Raw genomic sequence first — 23,147 nt, forward strand, 5'->3', positions numbered from 1 at the left:
CCGGCGCCGGGGTTACGTGTCACGTTCGACCGCGAACGGCGACCATGCTTGACGGGTCGGCATAACCTCTAGGCGGTTGACGTTGACGTGCGCCGGCAGGCTGGTCACCCAGAAAATCGTCTCGGCGACATCGGCTGGTTGTAGTGGTGTCGTGTCCTCGTAGAGTCGATCATAAGCGGCCTGGTCGCCGCGGTTGCGGACCAGCGTAAACTCGCTCTCGGCCAATCCGGGTGCAATGTCGGCCACTCGCACCCCCGTGCCTTGTAGATCGCAGCGCAGGTTGTAGGAAAACTGCTCCACGAAGGCTTTGGAGGCGCCGTAAACGTGGCTTCTGGGGTAAGGCCAGTGGCCGGCGACCGATCCCACATTGATAATACTGGCGCCCGCGCCGGTTTGGGTCAGCGTTGGCAGCAGGGCGTGGGTGACGTTGACGAGGCCGGTGATGTTGGTGTCGATCATGGTGTGCCAGTCGTCCAGAGCCGCACGCTGCGCCGGCTCGGGCGCCAGTGCCAGGCCGGCGTTGTTGATCAGAGCCGTGACTTTGGCAAATGTGGCTGGCAGATCGTCGATGACCTGGCGCACAGCCTCGGCATCACGCACGTCGAGTGTCGCTGTATGTACTGACGTGCGAGCTGACAGATCGGCAGCGATCTCGTCGAGGCGTTCGCGGCGTCGGCCTGTGAGAACGAGCGACCAGCCCGCTTCGGCGAAGCGGTAAGCCGTGGCGCGGCCAAAACCGGATGTTGCCCCGGTAATGAAAACGACGTTGGTCACGATGTGCCTCCTTGCGTGTTGGTCGGGTGCGTTTGAGCCGACGGGTGTCGGCACGGCCAGATTAACGGTTCGCGCATGATAGGAATGTCCGCAATACAGATGTGCAACGACTAGTCGAAAGCTTTTCAAGCGGACCACAAGCGACGCGTCTGGCGCCACTGGGTCAGCTCTAACAGCGCCAGAGGCAGCGCACGTAAGATAGCGCCGGGCGGTGCCGGAAACGGTGCGTGCCGCTGTCGCCCATGGTTGCCGGCGTGGTGGCATGCTGCGCTCATCCCGAACGAAAGCGCAGTCGGATCACCCGATCGCGTCAGCGCGCGACCGGGGCGATCTCGTCGACTTAGGCCGACTTTGCGGCAGCCTGGCGATACTGGTTGACCACGATGTCGGTCAGCTCCTGTATCGAGGTGTCCGCGGTGGCTCGGTTGAACGTAATCTGGCCATCCTGAATGAGGTTGACGCGGTCACAGACATCAAAGATATGCCCGTAGTTATGAGCGATGATGATGATCGAGACGTCGCCTTTTTCCTTCAGTCGGTTGATGACGTCGAGGATCATGGCGCCTTCTTTGGCGCCCATGGCGGCAGTCGGTTCGTCGAGCAGCAGAAGCTGTGCGTTGGAGTAGACCGAACGCGCCACAGCGATAGCCTGTCGCTGGCCGCCGGATAACTTGCCGATCGGCACGTCGACCGACGGTATCTCGACACCGATGTCGGCCAGGCATTCCCGTGCTTTATCCCGCATCGGCTTGTTGCGAAGGATCGACATGGGGCCACCGGTTAGCGATTCCCGCTGCAGAAACATGTTGTGGTAAACATTGAGCTGAGGAATCAGCGCCAAGTCCTGATGTACGCAGTCGATTCCGAGCGAGCGTGCATGCGTGACCGATTTCAGTGAGACCGGCTCGCCGTCGTAGATGAGCTCGCCGCGCGTGGGCTGGTGAAGGCCGCATAGGATCTTCATCAGCGTCGATTTGCCGGCGCCGTTGTCGCCCAGTAGGCCTAGCACTTCGCCGCGGCCAATATTTAATGACACATCTTGGAGCGCGGTAACAGTGCCGAACTCCTTGGCGATGTTATTGGCCTCGAGCAGTGATTGAGTGCTATTACGCATCACCGGCCTCCGAATAGCTTGAAACGTCCGAGATGGACGTTGACGATCATGGTCACGAGAATGGCAACCCCCAAAATCATGTTGAATGTATAGGCGGACACGCCGGCGAGCGTGAAGCCGTCTTTCAGAATGCCGAGCACCAGCGCGCCGAAGAAAGCGCCGATGATGGTGCCCACGCCGCCGGCCAGCAGCGTTCCACCGATGACGGCCGAGGCGATGCACATGAACATGATCTGTGTGCCGCCGGCCAGTGGCGTAATCGAACCGATGTGGTAGGCGTCGAGTACGCCGCCGAAACCCGCGAGCATGCTGCAGACCACAAAATTGCGGATCTTGACGAAATTGACCTTCACGCCGGCTTCGGTTGCGCCCTGGAGATTGCCACCAACGGCAATGGTATGAAGGCCCCAGCGCGTGCGTACCAGAACGAACTGAAACACAATCGCGATCGCCAGCGCCCAAGCAAACCCGGCGATGGCGCTACCGCCGAATATGGCCGTCGCAATGGGTCCGGCGTCCGGCTGTACCGGATAGCCGCCTGAGATCGTCAAGGTGAGTCCCTTGAGCAGAAACAACATGCCCATGGTGGTGACGAACGAGTGGACGTTGAGCACCACGGTGATCAGGCCGTTTAGAAGACCGACAATCGCGCAGCCCAGCAGGGCCAGAATGATCGCAGGTACGATCGGAATGCCGGCGCCCTGTGCGTAGAACATGAGAAAGGGCGCCAGCGCATAGACCATGCCCACCGACAGATCGAGTTCGCCGCTGACCAGGATTAAGACTTCGCCCGCTGCCAGGATGGCGGTGGCCGCTGCATATTGGCCGAGCGTGCCGACGTTGTTCCAGGTCAGAAATACCGACGTCGTGATTTGAAAATAGGCAATCAGCAGGATGCCGGCAATCACGATACTCGTCTCGCGACGCGTCATAAGGAAAACAGCTAACCGGCGCCAGACAGGCTGGCGCCGGTTGGCGGCGTCACTGGTCGAGGGTGGGGCGGTTTGTTTGCCCGTCGCAGTTGTTTTTGCCATCGACTAACCTACACGCTGATCGAATCGGGAGTTTCCAGGATTTTTTGGTCGCTGCTGCTGCCCTGGAAGCGAGTCTTCGTTTTGAGGTACGACTGGACGTTGTCCTGAGTGACGAATTTCAGGCCAGTATTCATCTCGGCGATACCGCTTAAGCCGCCGGATAGGTTCCAGAGGAACAGCTCGGCGACTGGGAAAAAACCCTGGAGATAGGGCTGCTGATCGATAGTGAAGCCCAAATCACCGCTGTCGATCGCGCGCAGCGATTGCGGCAGCATGTCGAAGCCGCCACTCACGACCCCCTTGTCCGCCAGGCCGTGCTTGGCCATGGTTTTGCCGACTGCCGCGGTCGAGCCGCCGTCGACGGCGAACATGCCTTTAACGTCTGTGTGGCCGACATAGTAGGACTCGACGCGGTTGATTTCCTCGTTCAGCGTCGGGCCGCTGGCCACCTGATGGAAGCGGATATCCTTGCCGGATGCTTCGATCGCCTGCTTGGCACCATCCATCCGGGGTTGGATGTTGAGCTGACCCGGTGTGGCAATAAAGCCGACCACATCGCCCGAATCGACCTGATCGGCGATTCGTTGGCCGACCAATTTGCCGGCCTCGAACAGTTTCTGGCCGATATAGGCCAGCCGGTTGTTGTCGGCATCGGCGTTGTAGGAAACCACCGGAATGCCTTTATCCAACGCCCGGTTGATCGGATCGCTGAACGCTTGTTGGTCGACTAGCGAGACCGCGATCCCGTCGACGCCGGCGGCAATGGCCGAATTCATGTGATTGACCATCACACTCGATTTCGATTTCTGTGAGCCGGTCCACTGATAGGTGCAGCCGAACGCGGCGCAGGCGTCGGCCGCACCGTATTGAGTGGGCACGAAAAACGGGTTCGTGGTCACGTGGTTGATGAACGCGAATTTGTACTGCGGATGATCCGGCAGCGTCGCATCGTGTTTACTGCCAGCAAGTGCCGAGGTGCTCGCCCCCAGGCCAGCACTGAGTGTTGCCAGCGTCGCGCCGGCACCAAGGGCACCGCCGAGTACGCCGCGTCGAGAAAGCTCGGGGGATTCGCCGTTATCGTCGTGTTTGTCATCACTCATCATTGATCTCCTTTCGAGGTCAGCAGCATCGGCCCGGAGGGCCGGATAAAGGTATAGGCGCCGGAGCTCCATGTTTAGGCACCGGCCGCTGGTGTTATTGCGGCAGAAACTTGTAAATGGTGGTGGAGCTGAATTTCTCTCCGGCTTGCAGTTGGGTGCTCGGAAAGGACGGATGGTTCGGTGAGTCAGGATAGTGCTGCGTTTCCATCGTGAATGCGCCCCAGTGGTTATAAGTTTTATCGTTTTTGCCCGCGAATTTGCCGCGCAGGAAATTGCTGAGATAGACCTGAACACCGGGTTCGGTTGTATAGACTTCAAGTGTGCGACCAGCCTCTGGATCAACGACGCGCGCGGCCAGTTCATCGAGGTTGCCGTCGGTATTCAGAATCCAGTTGTGGTCGAAACCACCTTGCTTGGATTCGGCGCGTAAAAGCTGTTTGGTTTTATCGCCGCTGTGTTTGCCGAAGGCAGTGGGTTGTGTGAAGTCGAATGGCGTTCCCTGGACTGAGCGTGCCTCGCCGAGCGGGATGAGGGTTTGGTCGATCGGCGAAAACTTGTCGGCGTTGATCATGGCGATGTCGCTGAGCACCTTGCCACTGCCAGCGCCTTCGAGATTGAAGTAGGCGTGGTTGGTCAGGTTGATGACGGTGTCCTTGTCGCTGACCGCCGAGTAGTGGATCCGCAGGTTATTGTCGTTATCGAGTGTGTAGCGAACGGTGACCACGAGGTTGCCGGGATAGCCCATTTCGCCGTCTGGCGAGAGATAACTGAACTCAACGCCCACCGCGTCTGTCGGTTTAATGACCTGGGCTTGCCAGAGTTGTTGGTCAAAGCCCTGGTTGCCGCCGTGCAGGCTGTTGGGTCCGTTGTTGACGGGCAATTCGTAGGTCTTGCCGTTCAGCTTGAATTCGCCGTTGGCGATGCGGTTGGCGTAACGACCAATCGTCGCGCCCATGTATTTGTTCTTGTTGATGTAGCCCGAGACATCGTTGAAGCCGAGCACGACGTCGGCTAGGTCGCCATTCTTATTCGGCACTTTGAGTGCTTGGATGCGGGCGCCGAAATCGATCAGGCTGACCTGCATGCCGTTGCGGTTGGTCAATTGATAGCGGGTGACTTTCTTGCCATCCGGTGTTTCGTCGAACTGCGATTTGTCGACGTTAAGGCCAGCCGCGCTGGCTGTGGTGATGGCCAGCATCGAGAGCGCAATAATGGCGACACTATTGGCCAGGCAATAACGTGGTGTGCGAAAGCTTCGCATTGCAGATCCTCCAAGCACTGATGCTCAGTGCCGGTAACGATATGGTTAACTTTTGCTGGTTATGGCGAACATAATTTAAAATGGCACCGGATGACAGCCTGTGTTGGCCGTTTCGGCTCCATCTTTAGTATTAGAATGATCTGAATGCGCGGAATCAGGCGGGTGTAACCCGCGTCACTTCCGTCCGAAGGAGCAGTTGATGCCCGATGTCGTAACCTGTGGCGAGACGATGGCGCTGATACATGCCGGGGGCGGTGAGCGCCTTCGACATGCCGGCGCGCTGCAGCTGCGGATCGGCGGCGCCGAAACCAACACTGCCATTGCCCTGGCGCGGCTTGGCTATTCGAGTGATTGGCTGTCGCGTGTCGGCGACGACGAACTCGGGCAGCTCATCGTCGAACGCGTCCGCGCCGAAGGCGTGGACGTGGGACGTGTGCAGCGCGGTACGGCGCCCACCGGCTTGTTTCTGCGTGACAGCGGGGCCAACGGCCAACGCACGTTTTTCTATCGTGCCGGATCAGCAGCCGCTCAGATGAGTCCATCGACTTTCGATCTGGACGGTGTCAAGCAAGCACGTGTTTTGCATTTAACCGGGATAACGCCGGCGTTGTCAGCTAGTTGCCTGGCGTTGGTCGAAAAACTGATTGAAACGGCGCGCCGGGCCGGTGTGACCGTCAGTTTCGATATCAATTATCGCGGCAAGCTGTGGTCGGCCGATGAGGCGCGCCGGTTCTGTGAACGCTGGCTCGCAGCGGTCGATATTCTATTCGTTGGTCACGAAGAAGCGACCGCGCTGTGGCCCGAAACCGACAACGAGACGTTGATCGAGCGCTGGGCCATGGCTGGGCCGGCCGAAGTACTGTTTAAGCGTGGCGGTGGCCAGTCGTCGGCGGTGATTGACGGCCAGCGCTTCGACGCACCGGCGTTCGAAGTCTCGGTGGTCGATACCACAGGCGCTGGCGACGCGTTTGCTGGCGGCTATCTGGCCGCGCGGCTGTCCGGTCACCCACCGGCTGAACGCTTACGCCGGGCGCAGGCACTCGGTGCGATTTGCGTGACGGGCGCGGGCGACTATGAAAACTTGCCGACAGATGAAGAACTGGCGGTGTTTCTTGGCGAGGAGAGCCCGCTGGGCCGCTGACTACTGCTTCGTTGTTTCGAGCGCTGCCGCGAATGCATCGGCGTTCGCGGCCAGTTGGTCTGTCTTGATGCCGGGCGCGTAGAGCGCACCGCCGAGCCCCGCGCCTTTCGCGCCAGCAGCTAGATAGGCGGTGATGTTGGCGGGTGTGACGCCGCCGACTGGCACCAGCTCGCAGTCGTTCGGTTTGACTGTGATCATGGCCTTGACGCTGGCCGGCGTGAGTGCCTCGGCGGGAAACAGTTTGACCGCTCGTGCACCGGCGCGATACGCGGCGAACAGCTCACTTGTGGTGAATACACCGGGTAGTGGGATCAGCTCGCGTGCCAGTGCGCGTTCAACGACCGCCGGGTCGAAATGCGGGCTGACGATCAACCGCCCACCGGCTTCGGCCACGGCGTCCACTTCGATGCACGTTGTCACAGTGCCGGCACCGATGAGCACCTCGTCGCCGAGTGCGCGCGCCAGGCGCGCGATGCTGTTATACGGTTGCGGCGAGTTCAACGGTACTTCGATGACGCGAAAACCACGCGTGTGCAGTATCTCGCCGGCATCATCGACTTCCCGCGGGTCGATACCGCGGAGAATAGCGATTAGTGGCAGTTGGGTGCCGAGCCATTCGGCGATATCCGGTGTTGGTGACATGGCGTTCACCTTCCATGAGCAAGTTGCTTAAAGCATAGCAACCGAGCCGGGCGTGAATGTGCTTACCGCACGGCCGATCGGATTGGTCAGCGCTGGTCCGAACTCTTGGGCGCTGATCTCGAACGTATCGCCGGCACGTGTTTCGATGCCATCGGCCAGCGACAGCGTGGCCGTGCCGAATAAATGGACGTGCACGTCGCCGGGCTGACGGAACTGTGCGTATTTAAAGTGGTGGTACTCCAGATTGGCCAGGCTGTGCGACATATTGGCTTCGCCGGAGACAAACGATTTTTCCCACAGCACGGTGCTGTCGCGCCAGATGCGGGAGGTGCCGGCGACCGAGTGTGGCAGCGCGCCGGTCGACAGCACCGGGCCGAACGCGCACGGCCGTAACTTCGAATGAGCGAGATACAGATAATTCTGGCGCTCGGTCACATGGTCGGATGCTTCGTTGGCTAGTGCATAGCCCATCCGATGTGGCTGGCCGCTAGCATCGACCACGTAGAGCCCCGCGATTTCTGGCTCTTCGCCCAGATCCAGTCCGAATGCGGGCGCCGGCAGTTCAGCGCCCGGACGCACGACAATGTGGCCGTCGCCCTTATAGAACCATTCGGGTTGCACGCCGGCTTCGCCGGTATCGGGGCGGCCACCGTCGACGCCCCAGCGGAACATCTTCATCGAGTCGGTCAGCTCGGCCTCGTCGGCGCCGGCATGCATGGTATCGCGGGTATCGGCACTTCCGGTGTGGGTTAGCCCCGTGCCGGTGACCAGGCAGTGGTGCGGGTCGGCGTGATCGATCGGTGGCAGCACCCGACCCGCGGCCAGCAAATCGGTCAGGCTGTCCGGATGGTCGGCCGTGCCCCGAAACGCGACTTCCGCAGCCAGATCCCGCCGCGCGTCGATCGCTGCCCGCGCCAGCGCGTATGTGGTGGCCATATCATTGACCGTGGTGACACAGTCGCCATTGACGACACCGACGCGCCGCTCCCGAGTCGCGGTTTCGAACTGGATGAGCTGCATATGCGCTGCTCGCCGAGGCGGTTAGAGGGTGCCGGTCGTCGACTCACCACGCACCAGCCGCCGGATGCCGAGCGGATTCGTGTCTTGCAACGGTTTCGGCAGCACGGCGGCTGGCGCGTTCTGGTAACAAACCGGTCGCAGGAATCGCTCGATGGCCAGCGTGCCGACCGAGGTGCCGCGTGCATCGGTCGTTGCGGGATGCGGCCCGCCGTGGACTATGGCGTCGTTGACGGCGACCCCAGTCGGGAAACCATTGAACAATACACGACCGGCGCGCTGCGACAGCATGTCGACGAGCTCGCCGTGGGCGTCGATATCCGTATCGTTGCCGGTTATCGTGGCCGTCAGCTGGCCGTTTATCACTTCAGCGGCCCGCGCGAGCTCGGCTGCGTCGTCCACTTCAATGACCACCGTGCTCGGCCCGAAAACCTCGTCCATCAGTGGTTTGTCAGCGTCAAACAGACGCGCCTTGTCGGCGGTGAACAGTCGGGCTGCGGCTTCGTTAGACGCCGCTGGCCCGGTCGCAGCCTCAGTAACCCCGTCGAGATCGTTTAGCCGTGCTACGCCATGCTGGTAGTTGGCCAGTAGTCCCTGGTTGAGCATCACCTGTCCGGGTTTGTCGGTCAGATGCTTGCCGAGCTCGTCGACAAACGAATCCATGGCCGGTGATTTAATGCCGATCACCACACCGGGGCCGGTACAGAACTGGCCGGCGCCAACGCTCACGGAGCCGGCCAGGTTTTCGGCGATTTCCGCACCGCGCGTCTCCAGCGCGGCCGGCAACATGAACATCGGATTGACGCTGGACATCTCGGCGAACACTGGGATCGGTTCGGGGCGGGCTGCAGCCAGGTCGAATAGGGCGCGCCCGCCTTGCTGCGAGCCGGTAAAGCCGACTGCTTTGATCGCCGGTTCTTGTACGAGTTGTGCCCCCACGCGGTCGCCGAAGATCAGGTTGAAAGTGCCGGCCGGCATGCCGGTTTTGTCGACCGCGGCCGTCAAGGCATCGGCGACCAGTTCGGCGGTCACCATGTGGCCGGGGTGGGCTTTGACCACGATCGGACAGCCCGCGGCCAGCGCCGAAGCGGTGTCACCGCCGGCTACGGAGAACGCGAATGGGAAGTTGGATGCACCAAACACGGCGACCGGGCCGAGCGCTTGTTTGATCTGGCGAATATCAGGTGCGCTCTCGGTTGCCGGATCGATGCGGGCGCCGAGATAGTCGCCGCGGCGTAGCACTGTGGCAAACAATCGGAGCTGGTTTGTGGTTCGGCTCACCTCACCGGTCAGGCGGGCTTCGGGTAACGCCGTTTCGCGCATGGCTTCGGGCACGGCTGCGTCGCGCCGGGCCTCAATTTCATCGGCCGCGGTCTCCAGAAAAACCGCGCGCTCGCTCGGTGTGGTCGCGGCAAAGGCGGGAAATGCCGCTTCGGCTGCCTTGGCTGCGGCGTTGATTTCGTCGGATGTTGCCTCGAAAAACGCGCATTCGTGCGGCTGATTGTCGACGGCCGATCGGCTTGAGAGGCTCGCTTCGCCGGCAGCGACGCGTTGGCCGTTGATGAAATGCTGGCCCGTAACTTGTGACATGGTGTACTCCACTTAGGTTGCTGTTGGTCCGCCCACAGGCGCGTATCCGCGTTGGGCGAGGTGGTGATAGAGCGCGCGAATCCCGAAGTTCCATGGCGGGATCGCATTCGAATGGCTGACCCGGTTGACCAGCGCGCCCAGGCGCGGTGTGTGAATGGTCACCTGGTCATCCGGGTGGTGGGTAAAGCCCGCACCCGCTTGGTCGCGGTCGGTGCTGGGCGAAAAAAGTGTGCCGAGGAAGAGTACGAAACCATCGGGGAATTGATGGTTGGCCCCGGCTGTCTGCTCGATTAGATCCAGCGGATCCCGGCTGATTTTTGTCATGTCCGACCGATCTTCGAGCCGGAATCCGTCGTCCCGGCCTTCGATGGTTAGATTGACCTGGGCTGTGCGGACGTCATCGAGCGTGAATTGTTCGTCGAACAGGCGCAGGAACGGGCCGATGGCCGATGAGCCGTTGTTGTCCTTAGCTTTGGACAGCAATAGGGCGCTTCGGCCCTCGAAATCGCGCAGGTTGACGTCATTGCCGAGCGTGGCGCCGCGAACGTTGCCGCGCGCATCAGCGGCCAGCACGATCTCCGGCTCAGGGTTATTCCAAACCGAGTCTGGATGCACGCCTACCGTCGCACCGAAGCCAACCGAAGCCATGGGCTGGCACTTGGTGAATATCTCGGCGTCCGGACCGATGCCGACCTCCAGATACTGTGACCAATGGCCGTTTTCGATTAGCGTGCGCTTGAGCGTGGCCGCGGCATCTGAACCAGGCGTGATCTTTGATAAATCCGAGCCGATGCTCGCCTGTAGCTGATGTCGAACGCTATCCGCCCGTGCGGGATCGCCGCCGGCCTGTTCCTCAATGACGCGTTCCAGCAGGCTGGTGGCAAACGTAACGCCGGCTGCTTTGACCGCAGCGAGATCCACCGGTGCTAGCAAATGCTCGGTCGCTGGCGGCTGCGTTGAGGCGTGCGCCAGCCAGTCTTCGACCGGGCCGAGGCTCTCGCCAGGGGCCTCGGCGGCGATGCGCGCGGGGTCGTCGGCGTCGAGCAGATCGCTCATGGTTGGCGCGTATGCCCCGAGATCGATAAGTTCTCCGCCACGGAGCGCCACTACACTTGGCCCGGCGCTCGGCGCCTCACGCCATACACGCCCGACCAGAATTGCGTTATCGACATCAGTCGGCAGGCAGTCACGCGGCGTGGGTGTCACCGGTGCCATCGCTTAGACCACGCCGCCGTCGACGATGAATTCCTGTGCTGTGCAGCCCGCACTCTCGTCGGCGGCCAGAAATAACGCCATCGGCGCAAGATGTTCGGGTAACAGGCGTTTTTTAAGACATTGCTGGGACTGAATCTGTGCTTCGTCGTCCGGACCGATCCAGTTATCGAGTTGGCGCTGGGTTATCACAGCACCTGGCACGACCGTGTTGACGCGAATATTGGCTTCGCCAAGATCTCGGGCCATGGTCCGAGACAGCCCGTGCACCGCCGCTTTGGCCGTCGTGTAGCCAGGCATATAACCTTGCGCCTTTTGCCAACTAACCGAGCCGAAGTTGATGATTGATCCGCCGCCAGCGTCAATCATCGCCGGCGCGACCGCCTGAATGGTGAAAAACTGCGGCCGTAGGTTGATGGCCATGCGTTCGTCCCAGTACTCCGGCGTAACGTCTCGCCAGTCGTGGCGATCGTCGTTGGCGGCGTTGTTGACGAGCGCGGTGATCGGGCCGAGTGCGGCGTTGATATCGGCAATCGTGGTCTGTAGTGAGGCGATATCGCGGATGTCGCAACGGTGGAATTCGACCCGATGGTCGCTGTTTTCGGTGCGCAGGGATTCGATCAATTGCTCGCTGGCGAGCGTGTCTATATCGATAAATGCAACCGTGGCGCCCTGGCGCACAAAGGCTGTGGTTAATGCGGCCCCGATACCGCTACCGCCGCCGGTGATCAGCACGGTTTTATTGTTTAGGCTCGGGTAAATTGTATTTGTCGTCATAGTGCGCTACCAGCAAACATTACGGCGGTTAGTGGTTTTCCCGCGGCACCTCGGCGCCGCGGCACCCGCGTAGGAAGTCTAGATCGGCGCCGCGATCGGCTTGTTCGACATGGTCAAAATACATTTTCTGGTAGCCGCCGCTCATCGGTGGCTCGGGCGTGGTCAGGTATTCGCGTCGATTAGCCAGCTCGGCGTCGTCGACGTCCAGTGTGAGCTCGCGGGATTGGGTATCCAGGCGGATCTGGTCGCCGGTCTCGACAAGTGCCAATACGCCGCCCGCAGTTGATTCGGGCGCAACATGGAGCACCACGGTGCCGAACGCGGTGCCGGACATGCGCGCGTCCGACAGGCGCACCATGTCACGTACGCCCTGCTCGAGGATCTTGGCCGGTAGCGGCATATTGCCGACCTCGGCCATGCCGGGATAGCCCTTCGGGCCGGCACCTTTTAAGACCATGATGTCGTCGGCTTTGATATCGAGGTCGGGATCGTCGACGCGCGCCTTGAAATCCTCGAGTGATTCGAAGACCACGGCGCGGCCATGGTGTTGCATGAGTTCCGGCGAAGCCGCCGAGGGTTTGATAACCGCGCCGTCGGGGGCGAGATTGCCGCGTAATACAGCGATGCCGCCGGTTTCGGTCAGCGGTTGGTCCAGTGGCCGGATGACGTCGTCGTTATAGCATTCGACACCCTCAAGGTTGTCGCCCACGGTGTGGCCGTTGACTGTAAGCGCGTCGCGGTCCAGCAAGTTTTCGATACGTTTCATGACCGCCGATAATCCGCCTGCGTAGCAGAAGTCTTCCATCAGATAGCGGCCCGAGGGCATAAGGTCAACCAGACAGGGCACGTCGTGGCCGACGCGATCCCAGTCGTCAAGCGTTATATCCACACCCACGCGGCCAGCGATCGCGAGCAGATGGACGACGGCGTTGGTCGAACCACCGATGGCGCCATTAACGCGGATGGCGTTCTCGAACGCCGGGCGCTGTAAGATCTGCGACGGCCGAATGTCTTCATGGACGAGGTCGACGATGCGACGCCCGGACAGACGGCCCAGTCGATTGCGGTTGGCGTCGACTGCCGGGTAGGCGGCATTACCAGGCAGAGCGAGGCCCAGCGCTTCGGCCATCGAGGCCATGCTGGAGGCCGTGCCCATGGTATTGCAGTGGCCCGGCGATCGGCTCATGCCGGACTCGGCGGCTAGAAAATCGTTGCTATCCATCTTGCCGGCGCGCACGTCCTCGGAGAATTTCCAGACGTGCGTACCGGAGCCGATTTCTTGGCCCCGGAATCGGCCGTTCAGCATGGGGCCACCGGAGACCACGAGCGTGGGTAGGTCGCAACTGGCTGCGCCCATGACCAACGACGGGGTCGTTTTGTCGCAGCCACACATCAACACGACGCCGTCAATCGGATTGCCGCGGATGGCTTCTTCGGTGTCCATGGCCGCGAGATTGCGGAACAGCATGGCCGATGGCCGCAGTAGCGTTTCACCGCAGGAAAATACGGGAAATTCCAACGGCGTGCCGCCAGCGTCCAGCACACCGCGTTTGATGTGTTCGACCAAGTCACGGAAATGCGCGTTACACGGTGTCAGCTCTGAAAACGTGTTGCAGATGCCGATGATGGGCCGACCGTCGAAAGCATCGTCGGGCAGGCCACTGTTTTTGAGCCAGCTTCGGTGGATGAAACCATCGCGATCAACGCCCCCGAGCCAAGCCTGAGAGCGGAATGGTTTGTTGTTTGTCGAATCGTTACTCATCGTGGATGTGGCCGTTGCGTGCCCCTTTTGAGCCATAATGTTTGACATTGAATACATATGTCAAACATTAGTCAGCCGAAATCCGCGATTGGGTGTGCTGGCGAGACGTTGTTAACGCATTGGCGCGCCGATTAACGGCAAATAATTGCTGCTCAACGCCGTCTTGGCCGGGCACGTTATGAGCCCGTGCCTAAAGGGAGATGTGGATAGTAAGCGCCCGCCAGCGATACAGCTCATGCCGCAGCAAGCACAATTATCTGAGCTGTGATCGGCGAGTGGACGAATCGACGCGGATACGCGCGAGATTGTGGCTATCCACGGCGGCTGCCTAGCCTTCGGGTATCACGGTTTTTGATGCTGTCGGCATCGATGATGGGGCCTGCCGTGAACCGTCGACTAATGCGCCACCGGTGGCTGTCCAATCCGCGACCGAGGTTGCTCGCCGTATCGGTGACTTAGACTGAGTGGGTGGGACTTGCCACTTCGGCCAGAGGTGGATCGCCCGGTCGCTTGCCGCCGTGCCACTGCCAGGCACGGCGACGCGTGGACATCGCGTTATTGTCGCGGATGGTTATATCCGGGCAGGGGCGCGGATGGGTTTATTGATAGGCGCCGACCGAGTAGGTCAGCTCATAGCTGTGGCTATAGATCTCGAATACGATGCCGAATGGATCTTCGACGTAGACCATCCGGTACGGTTTCTCACCTGGATAGTATTCGTGTACGGGCATGCGTTGCTTGCCGCCGGCGGCTACGATCTTTTCGACCAAGCCCTCGAGGTCCGGATCCTGCACACAGAAGTGGAATAAGCCGACCTTCTTGAAGTCGAGATTGTCGTCGGGCTGAGTGACGTCCTTGAACTCGAACATTTCGATCCCGATGCGGTCACCGGTCGACAGGTGCGCGATACGGAACGAGCTCCAACCCGAGCCGAAGACATCCTGACACATATTGCCGATTGCTGAATTGTCTTCCGGTACCTCGGTCGGCGGCATGATGAGATGCCACCCCATCACCTGAGTATAGAACTCGATGGCGGCATCCAGATCGGGCACCGACAGGCCAATATGAGAAAACGTGCGCGGATAGGGCGAGCTCATGAGAATCACCACTGTCGTATTTGATGGCTATTAATCGTAAACGCGGGTATTTATAATTAAAATATATAGATACTTATATTTGTATAAGAATTACTAATGCTTAATCCGCAGTGGTTACGCTCGTTCGTAACCCTTGCCGAGCTTGGGCAATTCACCCAGGCGGCGGAACATTTAGGACTTACGCAGGCAGCCGTGAGCCAGCATATTCGTCGCTTGGAAGATGAACTGGGGCCGGTGTTTGTGCGCCGTTCCAGTGGTGTCGAACTCACGCCGGCCGGGGAGGCTTTGACCGAATATTGTCGTGATTTGGGTCAGGCCGATCGGCGTCTTCGGCTTCGCTTGGCGGAATCGGAAGCGGAGCAGGGAGAGATCGGATTAATCACGCCCGGTAGCGTTGGCTTGTTTTTGTTCCCTGTACTCATGGAACTGCAGCAGTCCAAGCCGAGGTTATCGTTGCGGCACCGCTTCGCGCCGGACACAGAAGTACTCGAAGCTGTGCTCGATAATCATTATGACCTTGGCGTTTTGACCTTCGAGCCCGATGACCCGCGTGTCACGGCTTCACATTTCGCGGAGGAGCCACTCGAGCTCGTGGTGCCTGCTGGAGCGAGCGCCGATGATTGGGCAGATTTGGAGGCGCTGGGTTTTATCGACCATCCTGACGGACAGGCGATGGCGGGCCGGCTGTTGCAGCGCGTTTTTCCGCGTGCGCCTGGTATCGAAGCGATCCGACGACACATGTTTATCAATCAGATCGGGTTGATTCTCGAACCGGTGAGCCGCGGTATTGGCTTTACTGTCATCCCGCGCTATGCGCGTTGCGCATTCGCGCGTCAGGAAGAAATCCGGGCCATCGATTATGGGCAGTTGGCCATCGATACCCTCTGGATGATCCATCGGTCCGAATGGGCTTTGCCGCCGGCAGTGCATTGTGTGGCACAGCGATTGCGTACCAAGAGTCGATTCCAAAAGGCGCTGTCAGCATCTGCATGATCTGTTGGAAAAGCACCTGGGGCATCTGATTCGCCGTTGGCAGTTACCGGTCTGGCTCGTCGTCCTTCTGTGATGGATCGGGTGGGGCATCTCGGCTGGCGTAGACGAGCTGCGTAATCTGTTCGGAAACCAGGCCAATCAGAAACACGAGTATGGCGGTAATGAATAACAATCCCGTGCCGTTGGTGAACATAAGGTGCCCGTTGGCCACCGTTTTGAAGCAGTAGTAGCCGAGCCCCGATAAGAAAAACAGCATACTGACCGGCAGGAAGAGTTTGAGCGGTGAATAGAGCGTGCCGATCCGGAATATGATCAGGAAAAAGCGCGCGCCGTCGCGAAATGGCCGGATGTGACTTGGCTGGTTGCCATGGCGACGCACTGCCTCGATCGGCACATAGCCAACCGAGTAGCCGGCTCGGAAAAACGCCATCGTTGATGTCGTCGGGTACGAAAACCCATTCGGCAAAAGCGACAGGAATTCGCGAAACACCCGTGCATGGCAGGCGCGGAAACCGGAGGTCAAGTCGGCCACCGGGTGGCCGACGAACCAGCTCGCGAATCGGTTGTAGAACGTGTTGGCCGCCCAGCGTGCTGCACTGGCCTGTGCCGATCGGCCGCGTGCGCCGACGGCCAAATCGTAGCCTTCGACCAGAAGGGCTAGCAGGTTTTGTATCTCAGCCGGAGCGTGTTGGCCGTCGGCGTCCATAAACACCAACACATTGCCGCGCGCGCGGCGTGCACCAGCCTTGATCGCGGCACCGTTGCCTTTGGTTTGCGGGTGCGTTAAGCGCCTTACCCCGGATGCGTCGCAGACCGAGGCCGTGTTGTCGGTCGAAGCGTCGTCGACCACGAGTATTTCGGCCGCCGGATAACGTGTGGCTAGATCGGGCAGCAGACGCGCTAGCTCGGAGGCTTCATTATGTGCCGGCAGCACAATCGACAGATCGGCGCCGAGGTTGTCTATGGTGCGGGTAGACAATTCGCTCACTATTTCAACAACTTGGAGGCAGGTGGCTTCAGTATATTGGCTAGCGCGTGGCGATGAAGTTCTGGGAAACGCGCGTGGTTCACTGCATGCCGGGCCATGCGGCGACTGAGAGACGGATCGACAAGTTCGGCGGCGGCGAATTGACTGTAAGCTGCGAGCAAGTTGGATTGGTATGGACGCTTGGCCAGCGCGGCCAGAAAGATCGGCAGCATCTGCTTCGGCCGCGGCTGGCACGGACCGTTAATCTGACAATGAGTGAGCCGGGCAAGGGCGTCGATCGCGGCTGGCTGGATCGGCGCGCGGTGCAGCCGGGTGATAATCGTTTTGAACCACTGATCGTTGAGTGGTTCTGATGTGTGTCCAGCCATGTTGATGAGTGTCAGGCTGGGTAAAACACCACTGTTCGGCAGATTTTGGGCGGTAATCAATGCCTTGCGTGCGCGGGCGATGAGAACCTTGTCATCCTCGGCGGCGATGAGCAGTTGACGCCCGAGCGAATAGTGCGCCCCGGGCGAGTCCGGATGGGTCAGGGTGCTGGAAACAGCCAGTCGTATTGGATTCGACCATTCGTTTGAGCGCAGTGCGGTCACATTGGCTGACCACAGCACGAGTGCGGCCAGTAACACGAAGGCTGGTAGCCGGAATACCGATAGTCGGGCGATGCGAACCAGAATAGCCGTGATCGCCAGCAACAACCCAAGCGACGGAAAATAGTTGCGGTGTTCGTGGGCCAGATTCAGTGGAATAATCGTCGCGGTGAGTAGATGGCCGGCGAAAAACCACAGAATGCCCAGCGAAATCAGTGGCAGCCGCCGGCGTATGACGAATGCACATATGGCCAACGCGGCTAGGCCGACGATATAAACGATTGTGTGCCACGGCGTGAAAAGCCCGGTCGAGATACCGATGTCATCGTGGTAAAAGCTCAAATTACCGAGCCATGGAGCCACGGTCCAGTAAATATAGTGGCCCACGATTCGAGCCTCGGTCAGCAACCGCTCGATCGCGGTGAAACCACGGTGGGCGAAGGCACTGCCTTCGAACAGCCCCGGCAGCCGCATGGCAAGAAAGTAACCAAGCGGCAGCACGATCATGGTGGTTAAAAATACAACTAGCCGCCGATTTAGCCGGTAGCCGGCGGTGGCGAAGCCGAATACTGTCAATTCGAGCGCGTATGCGTAGGCAGGTGTCAGTACAGCGGTTTCTTTGCCGCCGAGGCCGATAAGCGGTAGGACAAACAGCCCGAGTGCAAGCCATGGCCAGCCGCGGTCGCCGTCCATCTGACGCCCGCGACCGATAGCGAAACACCACAGGCCCGCCAACACGAAAACTTGCGCGATAATTGCCATGCGCTGGACGACGTAGAGCACCGGTGTGACGTTGATCGGCGCCAGCAACCAAAGGCAGGCGACGGCCGCGGCGATAACATCGGCGCGGGGACCAGACAGTGCTGGTGGCAAGTCAATATCGCGTTTGCGCGCGGCCCGAAAAATCTGGCGTAGAACGCCGAAAACGAGCGCACCACACAAAAGATGCAGCGCGAGGTTAATCAGTTTGAGCCAGAAGGGGTTCAGCCCGGTGAAATAATAATTGGCACCGAAACTGAGCATGGCCACTGGTCGCCATAAGCTGCTCGGCGATCCCGTCGCAGCTTGCCACCAGTCAGGCAATGTAGATGCCGTCACGTGTACCGCGGCGTTGTGAACGATGTTTGGAAAATCGTCATACATGAAGCCGCCATGCAGCCCCATCCAGTACACCGCGAACGTCGCGATCAATCCCGCGCCGAGAACCAGCGCGGGGCCATAGTCACCGCGTCGGCATGCGAAAGCCATACTCATCCGCTACTCTTTTCATTGTTGCTGCCTGGCCGGTTTCGGTCTGGCTGCGCGGCACGAGGGCGTCGATCGTGGTGTTGGGCGTCGATATCGACGGCGACTGTCAGCTTACGCGTATTGGCTTCTAGTAACCGCGTCAAAACAGCGTAATCGTCGCACAAGAAATGCCTGAAAGTGCTGGCCAGTAGACGCCGGCGGCGGGTGCCAAAAGCACGGCGAGTGTAAGTAGTGGCCAGTGGGTGTGGCGCATAGTGGCGGTTATTGGACAAAAAAAAGAGCCGCCGGAAGCGACCCTGATTTTGGGATTCCAATCTGTGAGCGCTAGGCAAAGGCCTTGGTTAGAAAGCGTTTAGTCTTGTTGATTATTACGGCAATCGGATGGCAGATATTGGGTTGGGACATCTCCGGCATCAGTACATTGCAATTCAATGCTACTTCCGGTGGCGATCATCGAATATACGATTGTATGGCCGCTGAGTACTTCGTTTGCGGCATTGCCGAAAGTGATTGTGACGGCTTTCTTATTGGTGCTGCCCACATCAACACTTGTAACGTATTTGCCGGTTATGCTCGTTGCGGGCGCTTGAATGCCAGCGCTCTCGTTTGAGGTCGGGAAGTGACCCGTGGATGCATAAAATTCGGCGATCTGTGGACGAATACTGCCTAGTTCGGTACTAGCCTCTGCAGCCTGCGAGCGGATCACGTAGTTTTGATACTGCGGGATTGCGATCGCGGCGAGGATGCCGATGATTGCCACCACGATCATTAGTTCGATAAGCGTGAAACCTTGTTGTTTGCGCCTTTCGATTCTCATTGCGTGTCCTTGTGCCATGAATGGAAGAGTGCATCCGTGTTTTGGCAGATATCCCATCGCTAAAAATAGCAAATACCGTGCCAGATGCAACCTTCTGTTTTTCGGCCGGACGACGCCCACTACTGACGCCATACGACAGAGTATTGCGTCAGAAAGTGACGTTATACGTCAGAACAAGCAAAAAAAGGGCCGCCGGAGCGGCCCTGGATTCGGGGTCTGGCGTTTTTATTGTTATTAGGTTTGCCGTTTTATTGTTGTTATTTAAACCCCAGCCGCGCCTTCTTAATGGGCGCTTATTACAGATAAAGCAAACGCCGTGCCAAGTTTTAATCCCTTGTTTAACCGAGGCAAAACACGAAATTCGACGCAACACGTCAACTGATCGCGTCGTAAGATGACATCCAACGTCACCCGATGGCGCGTAAATACGCATATGCGGCCCTGCTACGTTTTCGTTGTAGTTCTCGTATCGATTAGTCCGCCGGCCCAATCAGGTGTTTGACTTCGAGGTAGTCGGCCAGCCCCCATGGGCCGAGTTCGCGGCCGATGCCGCTATGCCCGAAACCGCCCCAGCTGGTTTCGGGGATGATGATCTGCTCGCTGTTGTACCAGATGTTGCCGGCACGCAGCGCACGGCCGACACGCCGGGCGCGCTGTGGGGCGCCACTGATGACTGTGGCGGCTAGGCCGAACGCGCTGTCGTTGGCGAGGGCGATGGCGTCGTCGTCGGAGGTGGCTTTGTGTGCGCACAGTATTGGACCGAAAACCTCTTCACGCCAAAGACGGCTATCGGTGGGCACATCGCGATACAGCGTGGGGGCGATGAAGTAGCCATGTGGCGGTAATTGGCGGTGGCGTGCATCGCGCACCGCATGTAAGCCTTCTCGCTCGGCGATCGCCAGGTAAGCGTGAACTCGCTCGTGCTGATGCTGGCTGGTCATCGGCCCCATGTCAGTGTTCGCGCCTAGTGGGTCGCCCAGGCGTATGGCGTCGATGCGTGTAGCCAGCGCTTCAAACAGTGACTCGGCCAGTGTTTCGTGCACGATCAAGCGCGAGGTCGCCGAACAAATCTGACCACTGTTGAAGTAGATGCCGGCCATGACCCAGTCGGCGGCCTGGTCGATGTCGGCATCCGCCAGCACCAGAATAGGCGACTTTCCGCCCAGCTCCAACGAGACGCCGCGACTGCCTTCGGCGGCGGCCTGCATGACGCGTTCACCCACAGCATTGCTGCCGGTGAACGATAGTTTGTCGATGTCGCTGTGATGCGTCAGCGGTTTCCCAATGCCTTCGCCATCGCCATGCAATAGGTTGAGTACACCCGGTGGCATCTCGAGTTCTAGGGCGATCTCGGCGAGAGCCTGTTCTGGCAGCGGCGTGATTTCAGAGGGTTTGAAGACGACCGTACAACCAGCCGCCAGGGCTGGAGCGATCTTCCAGGCGCTGGTCACCAGCGGGAAGTTCCACGGCGTGATCAGGCCGACCACCCCGGCGGGATCTTCGTAGCAGTAAGCGTCGACGCCCTCGATGTCGTGCGTGATACGGCGCCCTTGCCGAGCTTCCAAGTCACCTGCCTGGCGTGCGTAGTAGCGATAGCAGGCAATAGCGTCGTCGAGATCGATGCCAGCCTCGGCTAGTGCCTTGCCATTATTGGTCGCGGACAGCTCCATCAACGCCTCGCGGCGTGCCGTCAGGGCGTCGGCCAGCGCGTTCAGGTAGGTGCCGCGTCGCTCACCGCCCAGGGCTTGCCACTCGGGCAGCGCGCGACGTGCTGCCTCGACGGCCGCTTCGACATCACGGGCATCGCCGGCCGTGACCTCGGTAAGCTGACGTTCGTGATAGGGATCCATCACGGGCAGGTGCCGTGTGCCGTGGCTATTGACCCAGCAGTTATCGATGAATTGGTGATTGAGTGCTTGCATGAAGGCTCCTTCAGAGGGCGTGGTCACGCAGCCAGTCGTCGATCATGGCGTGCAGGCGTGTCCCGGAAAAACTGGGGAAGTGGCCGCCGTGGACGACGCGCGCGGGTAACTCGCGCAGGCGTCGCATGCTGGCGGCATAATCGTGGACGTTGCTGTGATAGACATCCTCGATCAATGGGCCGTCATAAATGAGATCGCCCGAGATGAGTGTGCCGCTGCGGGCTTCCCATAATGCGATGCCACCGGGGGAATGTCCCGGTGTGTGGACGACCTCGAAACGGCGGTCGCCGAGGTCGATAGTTTCGCCATCCTCGAGCGTGGCGATGTGTGTCGGTGGGGCGATACGGTGGCTATGGTATTCAAAGGGGGCCGGCGGCAAGGCCTCGAACATGGCGTCGTCAAGGAAATCGGCGGCCAGGGTGCGCGCATTGTCGGGGCTAGCCAAAATGTCTGCTTCGGCAGTATGCACATGGCAGCATTCGAACTCGTGCGCGGCACCGATATGATCGAAGTGGGTGTGGCTGGCCACTGCGACCAGATCACGTTCGCTAAGTAGTGGCACCTGTCTGCGCAGCGGCACGGCGCCGAGTCCGAAATCCACCAACAGGTCGCGATCGCGGCCCCGCACATGCCAGATGTTGCAACGGTAGAACGGTTTGATGGCGGGCTCGTCGATCCGTGTGATGCTGTCATCGAGTGTTGTGGTGCGATACCAGTTCGTAGCATCGAGTCGGCTAAGGTTCATGCACGCATTCCTCTTGTGCGGCGTTGCCAACGAGTAGCGACGTAATAGAGCAAGCCGGTCACCACGAAGACAGGCAACGAGGCGCCGAACGACAGCGGTGCCACCCAATTCCAGTAGTAAGCCAGTGCCGCGCCCACCGCATAACTGAAAAAAGCGACGGGGTTGAATGTGGGCAGCCGCCCGGCTTGAGCGATCAAGTTTTGATGCGTGAAACGTCCGCGATCAATCAAAAAATAATCGACGATCATTAGCGCGAAGGCGGGGATGAATAGGCTGCCGATGATCAACAAGAAGTTTTGAAACTGATCGAGTATGCCCGGTATCAGCGAACCGAGTACGGAGGTGATGCCGATGATCAGCGCCGGTTTCCAGAACGGCGTCGAGGGGCGCACGCTCATGTAGGACAATGTCGCGCTATACACGCACATCACGTTGGTGGTGAGCACCGAGAAAAAGATCACGAAGGCAGCGGGCAAGCCGAAGCCGAAGTTGCTCAGCAATTGTGTGGGGTCGTAGGTCTGTTCGAGGCCGGTGGAGAGCGACAGCGCCGAGACAGTGGCTCCGAGTCCCATGGCGATTAGCGTCGCTGTGACGTAGCCACCCCAGGTGCCTGCGACGGCGGCTGTCACGCTCTTACAGTGACGATTGTAGTCGGCTGCTAAAGGGATCCAGGAAAAAGCGGTGGCGATCACAATGTCGAAGGCTATGCCGTTGCCCAGGCCGCCTTGCGCTGTGACCTCGGTGATGGAGGCTAGGTCGTAGTGGTGTGCCAAGGCGTAGAACACCACGGTGGCCAGCGCGAGCATCAATAGTGCCGCGATTTTCTCGGCGGTTTCGATGCCCAGATGCCCGCGCAGGGTGATCAGCACCACCAGGCCTTCGCAGAGCACAGTAAATAGCGCCACATTCGAGTACCCAGTAAGGCTTTCGACCGCGTAGTCGAGGCTCATGCCCGCCAGCAACGCTTGGATCCAGCTCCACGCGACCAGGACGCACAGGTTGACCCATGCCGGCATGCTGGCACCCACGCGGCCGAAGGTGGCGCGTGCCAAGATCATAGTGGTGAGTCCCGTGCGTTGGCCCATGACGCCGATCAATACCAGCGGCACGATGCCGATGGCCGACCCTAGCAGGACCAGCAGCATGGCATGCAAAAAGCTAAGGTTGGGTACCAGCAGCATGCCCGTGAGTATCGTGGTGACCACCACGTTGGCGCCCAGCCACATGGCAAAGGTGCCGGTTAGGCTCAGGCTGTGCTCGACATGCTCGGCCTCCAGAGTATTGTGCTCGAAGGCGCTGGGCGTGTGTTGGCTCATTATTGTT

20 protein-coding genes are annotated in these 23,147 nt (G+C 59.7%); 2 read left to right on the forward strand and 18 right to left on the reverse strand.

The genetic code is table 11. The features are described 5' to 3' along the window. Positions 1 to 12: 12 nt before the first annotated feature. The 5 genes from HKX41_01215 to HKX41_01235 form a co-directional block, all read right to left on the reverse strand. Positions 13 to 777, reverse strand: a complete 765-nt coding sequence (locus tag HKX41_01215) for an SDR family NAD(P)-dependent oxidoreductase (protein NNC22778.1) — start codon at positions 775 to 777, stop codon at positions 13 to 15. A 337-nt stretch (positions 778 to 1,114) separates the two neighbouring features. Then, a complete protein-coding gene (locus HKX41_01220) occupies positions 1,115 to 1,888 on the reverse strand; it encodes a sugar ABC transporter ATP-binding protein (GenBank protein ID NNC22779.1) in 774 nt (257 codons plus the stop codon). Beyond that, on the reverse strand, positions 1,888 to 2,820 hold the full coding sequence (locus tag HKX41_01225; GenBank protein NNC22780.1) for an ABC transporter permease: 933 nt from the start codon (positions 2,818 to 2,820) through the stop codon (positions 1,888 to 1,890). Before HKX41_01225 ends, HKX41_01220 begins: the two co-directional genes overlap by 1 nt. A gap of 110 nt (positions 2,821 to 2,930) precedes the next feature. Then, positions 2,931 to 4,022, reverse strand: coding sequence for a sugar ABC transporter substrate-binding protein (locus HKX41_01230; GenBank protein ID NNC22781.1), 1,092 nt, complete (start codon positions 4,020 to 4,022; stop codon positions 2,931 to 2,933). Positions 4,023 to 4,116: 94 nt separating this feature from the next. Continuing rightward, positions 4,117 to 5,220, reverse strand: a complete 1,104-nt coding sequence (locus tag HKX41_01235; GenBank protein NNC22782.1) for a galactose mutarotase — start codon at positions 5,218 to 5,220, stop codon at positions 4,117 to 4,119. A 262-nt stretch (positions 5,221 to 5,482) separates the two neighbouring features. Here HKX41_01235 and HKX41_01240 point away from each other — a divergent pair, with 262 nt between their 5' ends. Next, positions 5,483 to 6,424, forward strand: coding sequence for a sugar kinase (locus tag HKX41_01240; GenBank protein NNC22783.1), 942 nt, complete (start codon positions 5,483 to 5,485; stop codon positions 6,422 to 6,424). Here HKX41_01240 and HKX41_01245 read toward each other — a convergent pair whose 3' ends face one another. The 7 genes from HKX41_01245 to HKX41_01275 form a co-directional block, all read right to left on the reverse strand. Continuing rightward, complete coding sequence (locus HKX41_01245; GenBank protein ID NNC22784.1) at positions 6,425 to 7,066, reverse strand: 2-dehydro-3-deoxy-6-phosphogalactonate aldolase; 642 nt, start codon at positions 7,064 to 7,066, stop codon at positions 6,425 to 6,427. 27 nt (positions 7,067 to 7,093) lie between these two features. Continuing rightward, positions 7,094 to 8,086 carry an FAH family protein gene (locus tag HKX41_01250; GenBank protein ID NNC22785.1) on the reverse strand — a complete coding sequence of 331 codons (993 nt, stop codon included), beginning with the start codon at positions 8,084 to 8,086 and terminating at the stop codon, positions 7,094 to 7,096. 21 nt (positions 8,087 to 8,107) lie between these two features. Then, positions 8,108 to 9,673 (reverse strand): aldehyde dehydrogenase (NADP(+)), encoded by a 1,566-nt coding sequence (locus tag HKX41_01255; GenBank protein ID NNC22786.1) that lies wholly within the window; start codon positions 9,671 to 9,673, stop codon positions 8,108 to 8,110. 12 nt (positions 9,674 to 9,685) lie between these two features. Next, on the reverse strand, positions 9,686 to 10,888 hold the full coding sequence (locus HKX41_01260; protein ID NNC22787.1) for a fumarylacetoacetate hydrolase family protein: 1,203 nt from the start codon (positions 10,886 to 10,888) through the stop codon (positions 9,686 to 9,688). A 3-nt stretch (positions 10,889 to 10,891) separates the two neighbouring features. Beyond that, positions 10,892 to 11,662, reverse strand: a complete 771-nt coding sequence (locus HKX41_01265) for an SDR family oxidoreductase (GenBank protein ID NNC22788.1) — start codon at positions 11,660 to 11,662, stop codon at positions 10,892 to 10,894. A 28-nt stretch (positions 11,663 to 11,690) separates the two neighbouring features. Further along, positions 11,691 to 13,424, reverse strand: a complete 1,734-nt coding sequence (locus HKX41_01270) for a dihydroxy-acid dehydratase (protein ID NNC22789.1) — start codon at positions 13,422 to 13,424, stop codon at positions 11,691 to 11,693. A 599-nt stretch (positions 13,425 to 14,023) separates the two neighbouring features. Next, positions 14,024 to 14,524: a lactoylglutathione lyase family protein gene (locus HKX41_01275; GenBank protein NNC22790.1), complete on the reverse strand. Its 501-nt coding sequence runs from the start codon at positions 14,522 to 14,524 to the stop codon at positions 14,024 to 14,026. 96 nt (positions 14,525 to 14,620) lie between these two features. Here HKX41_01275 and HKX41_01280 point away from each other — a divergent pair, with 96 nt between their 5' ends. After that, positions 14,621 to 15,517: a LysR family transcriptional regulator gene (locus HKX41_01280; GenBank protein ID NNC22791.1), complete on the forward strand. Its 897-nt coding sequence runs from the start codon at positions 14,621 to 14,623 to the stop codon at positions 15,515 to 15,517. Positions 15,518 to 15,560: 43 nt separating this feature from the next. Here HKX41_01280 and HKX41_01285 read toward each other — a convergent pair whose 3' ends face one another. The 6 genes from HKX41_01285 to HKX41_01310 all read right to left on the reverse strand — a co-directional run bounded on the left by HKX41_01285 (position 15,561) and on the right by HKX41_01310 (position 23,140). Next, a complete protein-coding gene (locus tag HKX41_01285; protein ID NNC22792.1) occupies positions 15,561 to 16,481 on the reverse strand; it encodes a glycosyltransferase family 2 protein in 921 nt (306 codons plus the stop codon). 23 nt (positions 16,482 to 16,504) lie between these two features. Further along, positions 16,505 to 18,346, reverse strand: coding sequence for a hypothetical protein (locus HKX41_01290; GenBank protein NNC22793.1), 1,842 nt, complete (start codon positions 18,344 to 18,346; stop codon positions 16,505 to 16,507). Between the two features lie 346 nt (positions 18,347 to 18,692). Beyond that, the gene (locus HKX41_01295) at positions 18,693 to 19,157 is read right to left on the reverse strand and encodes a pilin (protein NNC22794.1); all 465 of its coding nucleotides are present in this window, start codon (positions 19,155 to 19,157) and stop codon (positions 18,693 to 18,695) included. A 473-nt stretch (positions 19,158 to 19,630) separates the two neighbouring features. Next, positions 19,631 to 21,079, reverse strand: a complete 1,449-nt coding sequence (locus tag HKX41_01300; protein ID NNC22795.1) for an aldehyde dehydrogenase family protein — start codon at positions 21,077 to 21,079, stop codon at positions 19,631 to 19,633. A gap of 10 nt (positions 21,080 to 21,089) precedes the next feature. After that, the gene (locus tag HKX41_01305) at positions 21,090 to 21,824 is read right to left on the reverse strand and encodes an MBL fold metallo-hydrolase (protein NNC22796.1); all 735 of its coding nucleotides are present in this window, start codon (positions 21,822 to 21,824) and stop codon (positions 21,090 to 21,092) included. Then, the gene (locus HKX41_01310) at positions 21,821 to 23,140 is read right to left on the reverse strand and encodes a cytosine permease (protein ID NNC22797.1); all 1,320 of its coding nucleotides are present in this window, start codon (positions 23,138 to 23,140) and stop codon (positions 21,821 to 21,823) included. Before HKX41_01310 ends, HKX41_01305 begins: the two co-directional genes overlap by 4 nt. Between the last annotated feature and the right edge of the window lie 7 nt (positions 23,141 to 23,147).

Source organism: Salifodinibacter halophilus (genome assembly GCA_012999515.1).
Lineage (GTDB): Bacteria > Pseudomonadota > Gammaproteobacteria > Nevskiales > Salinisphaeraceae > Salifodinibacter > Salifodinibacter halophilus.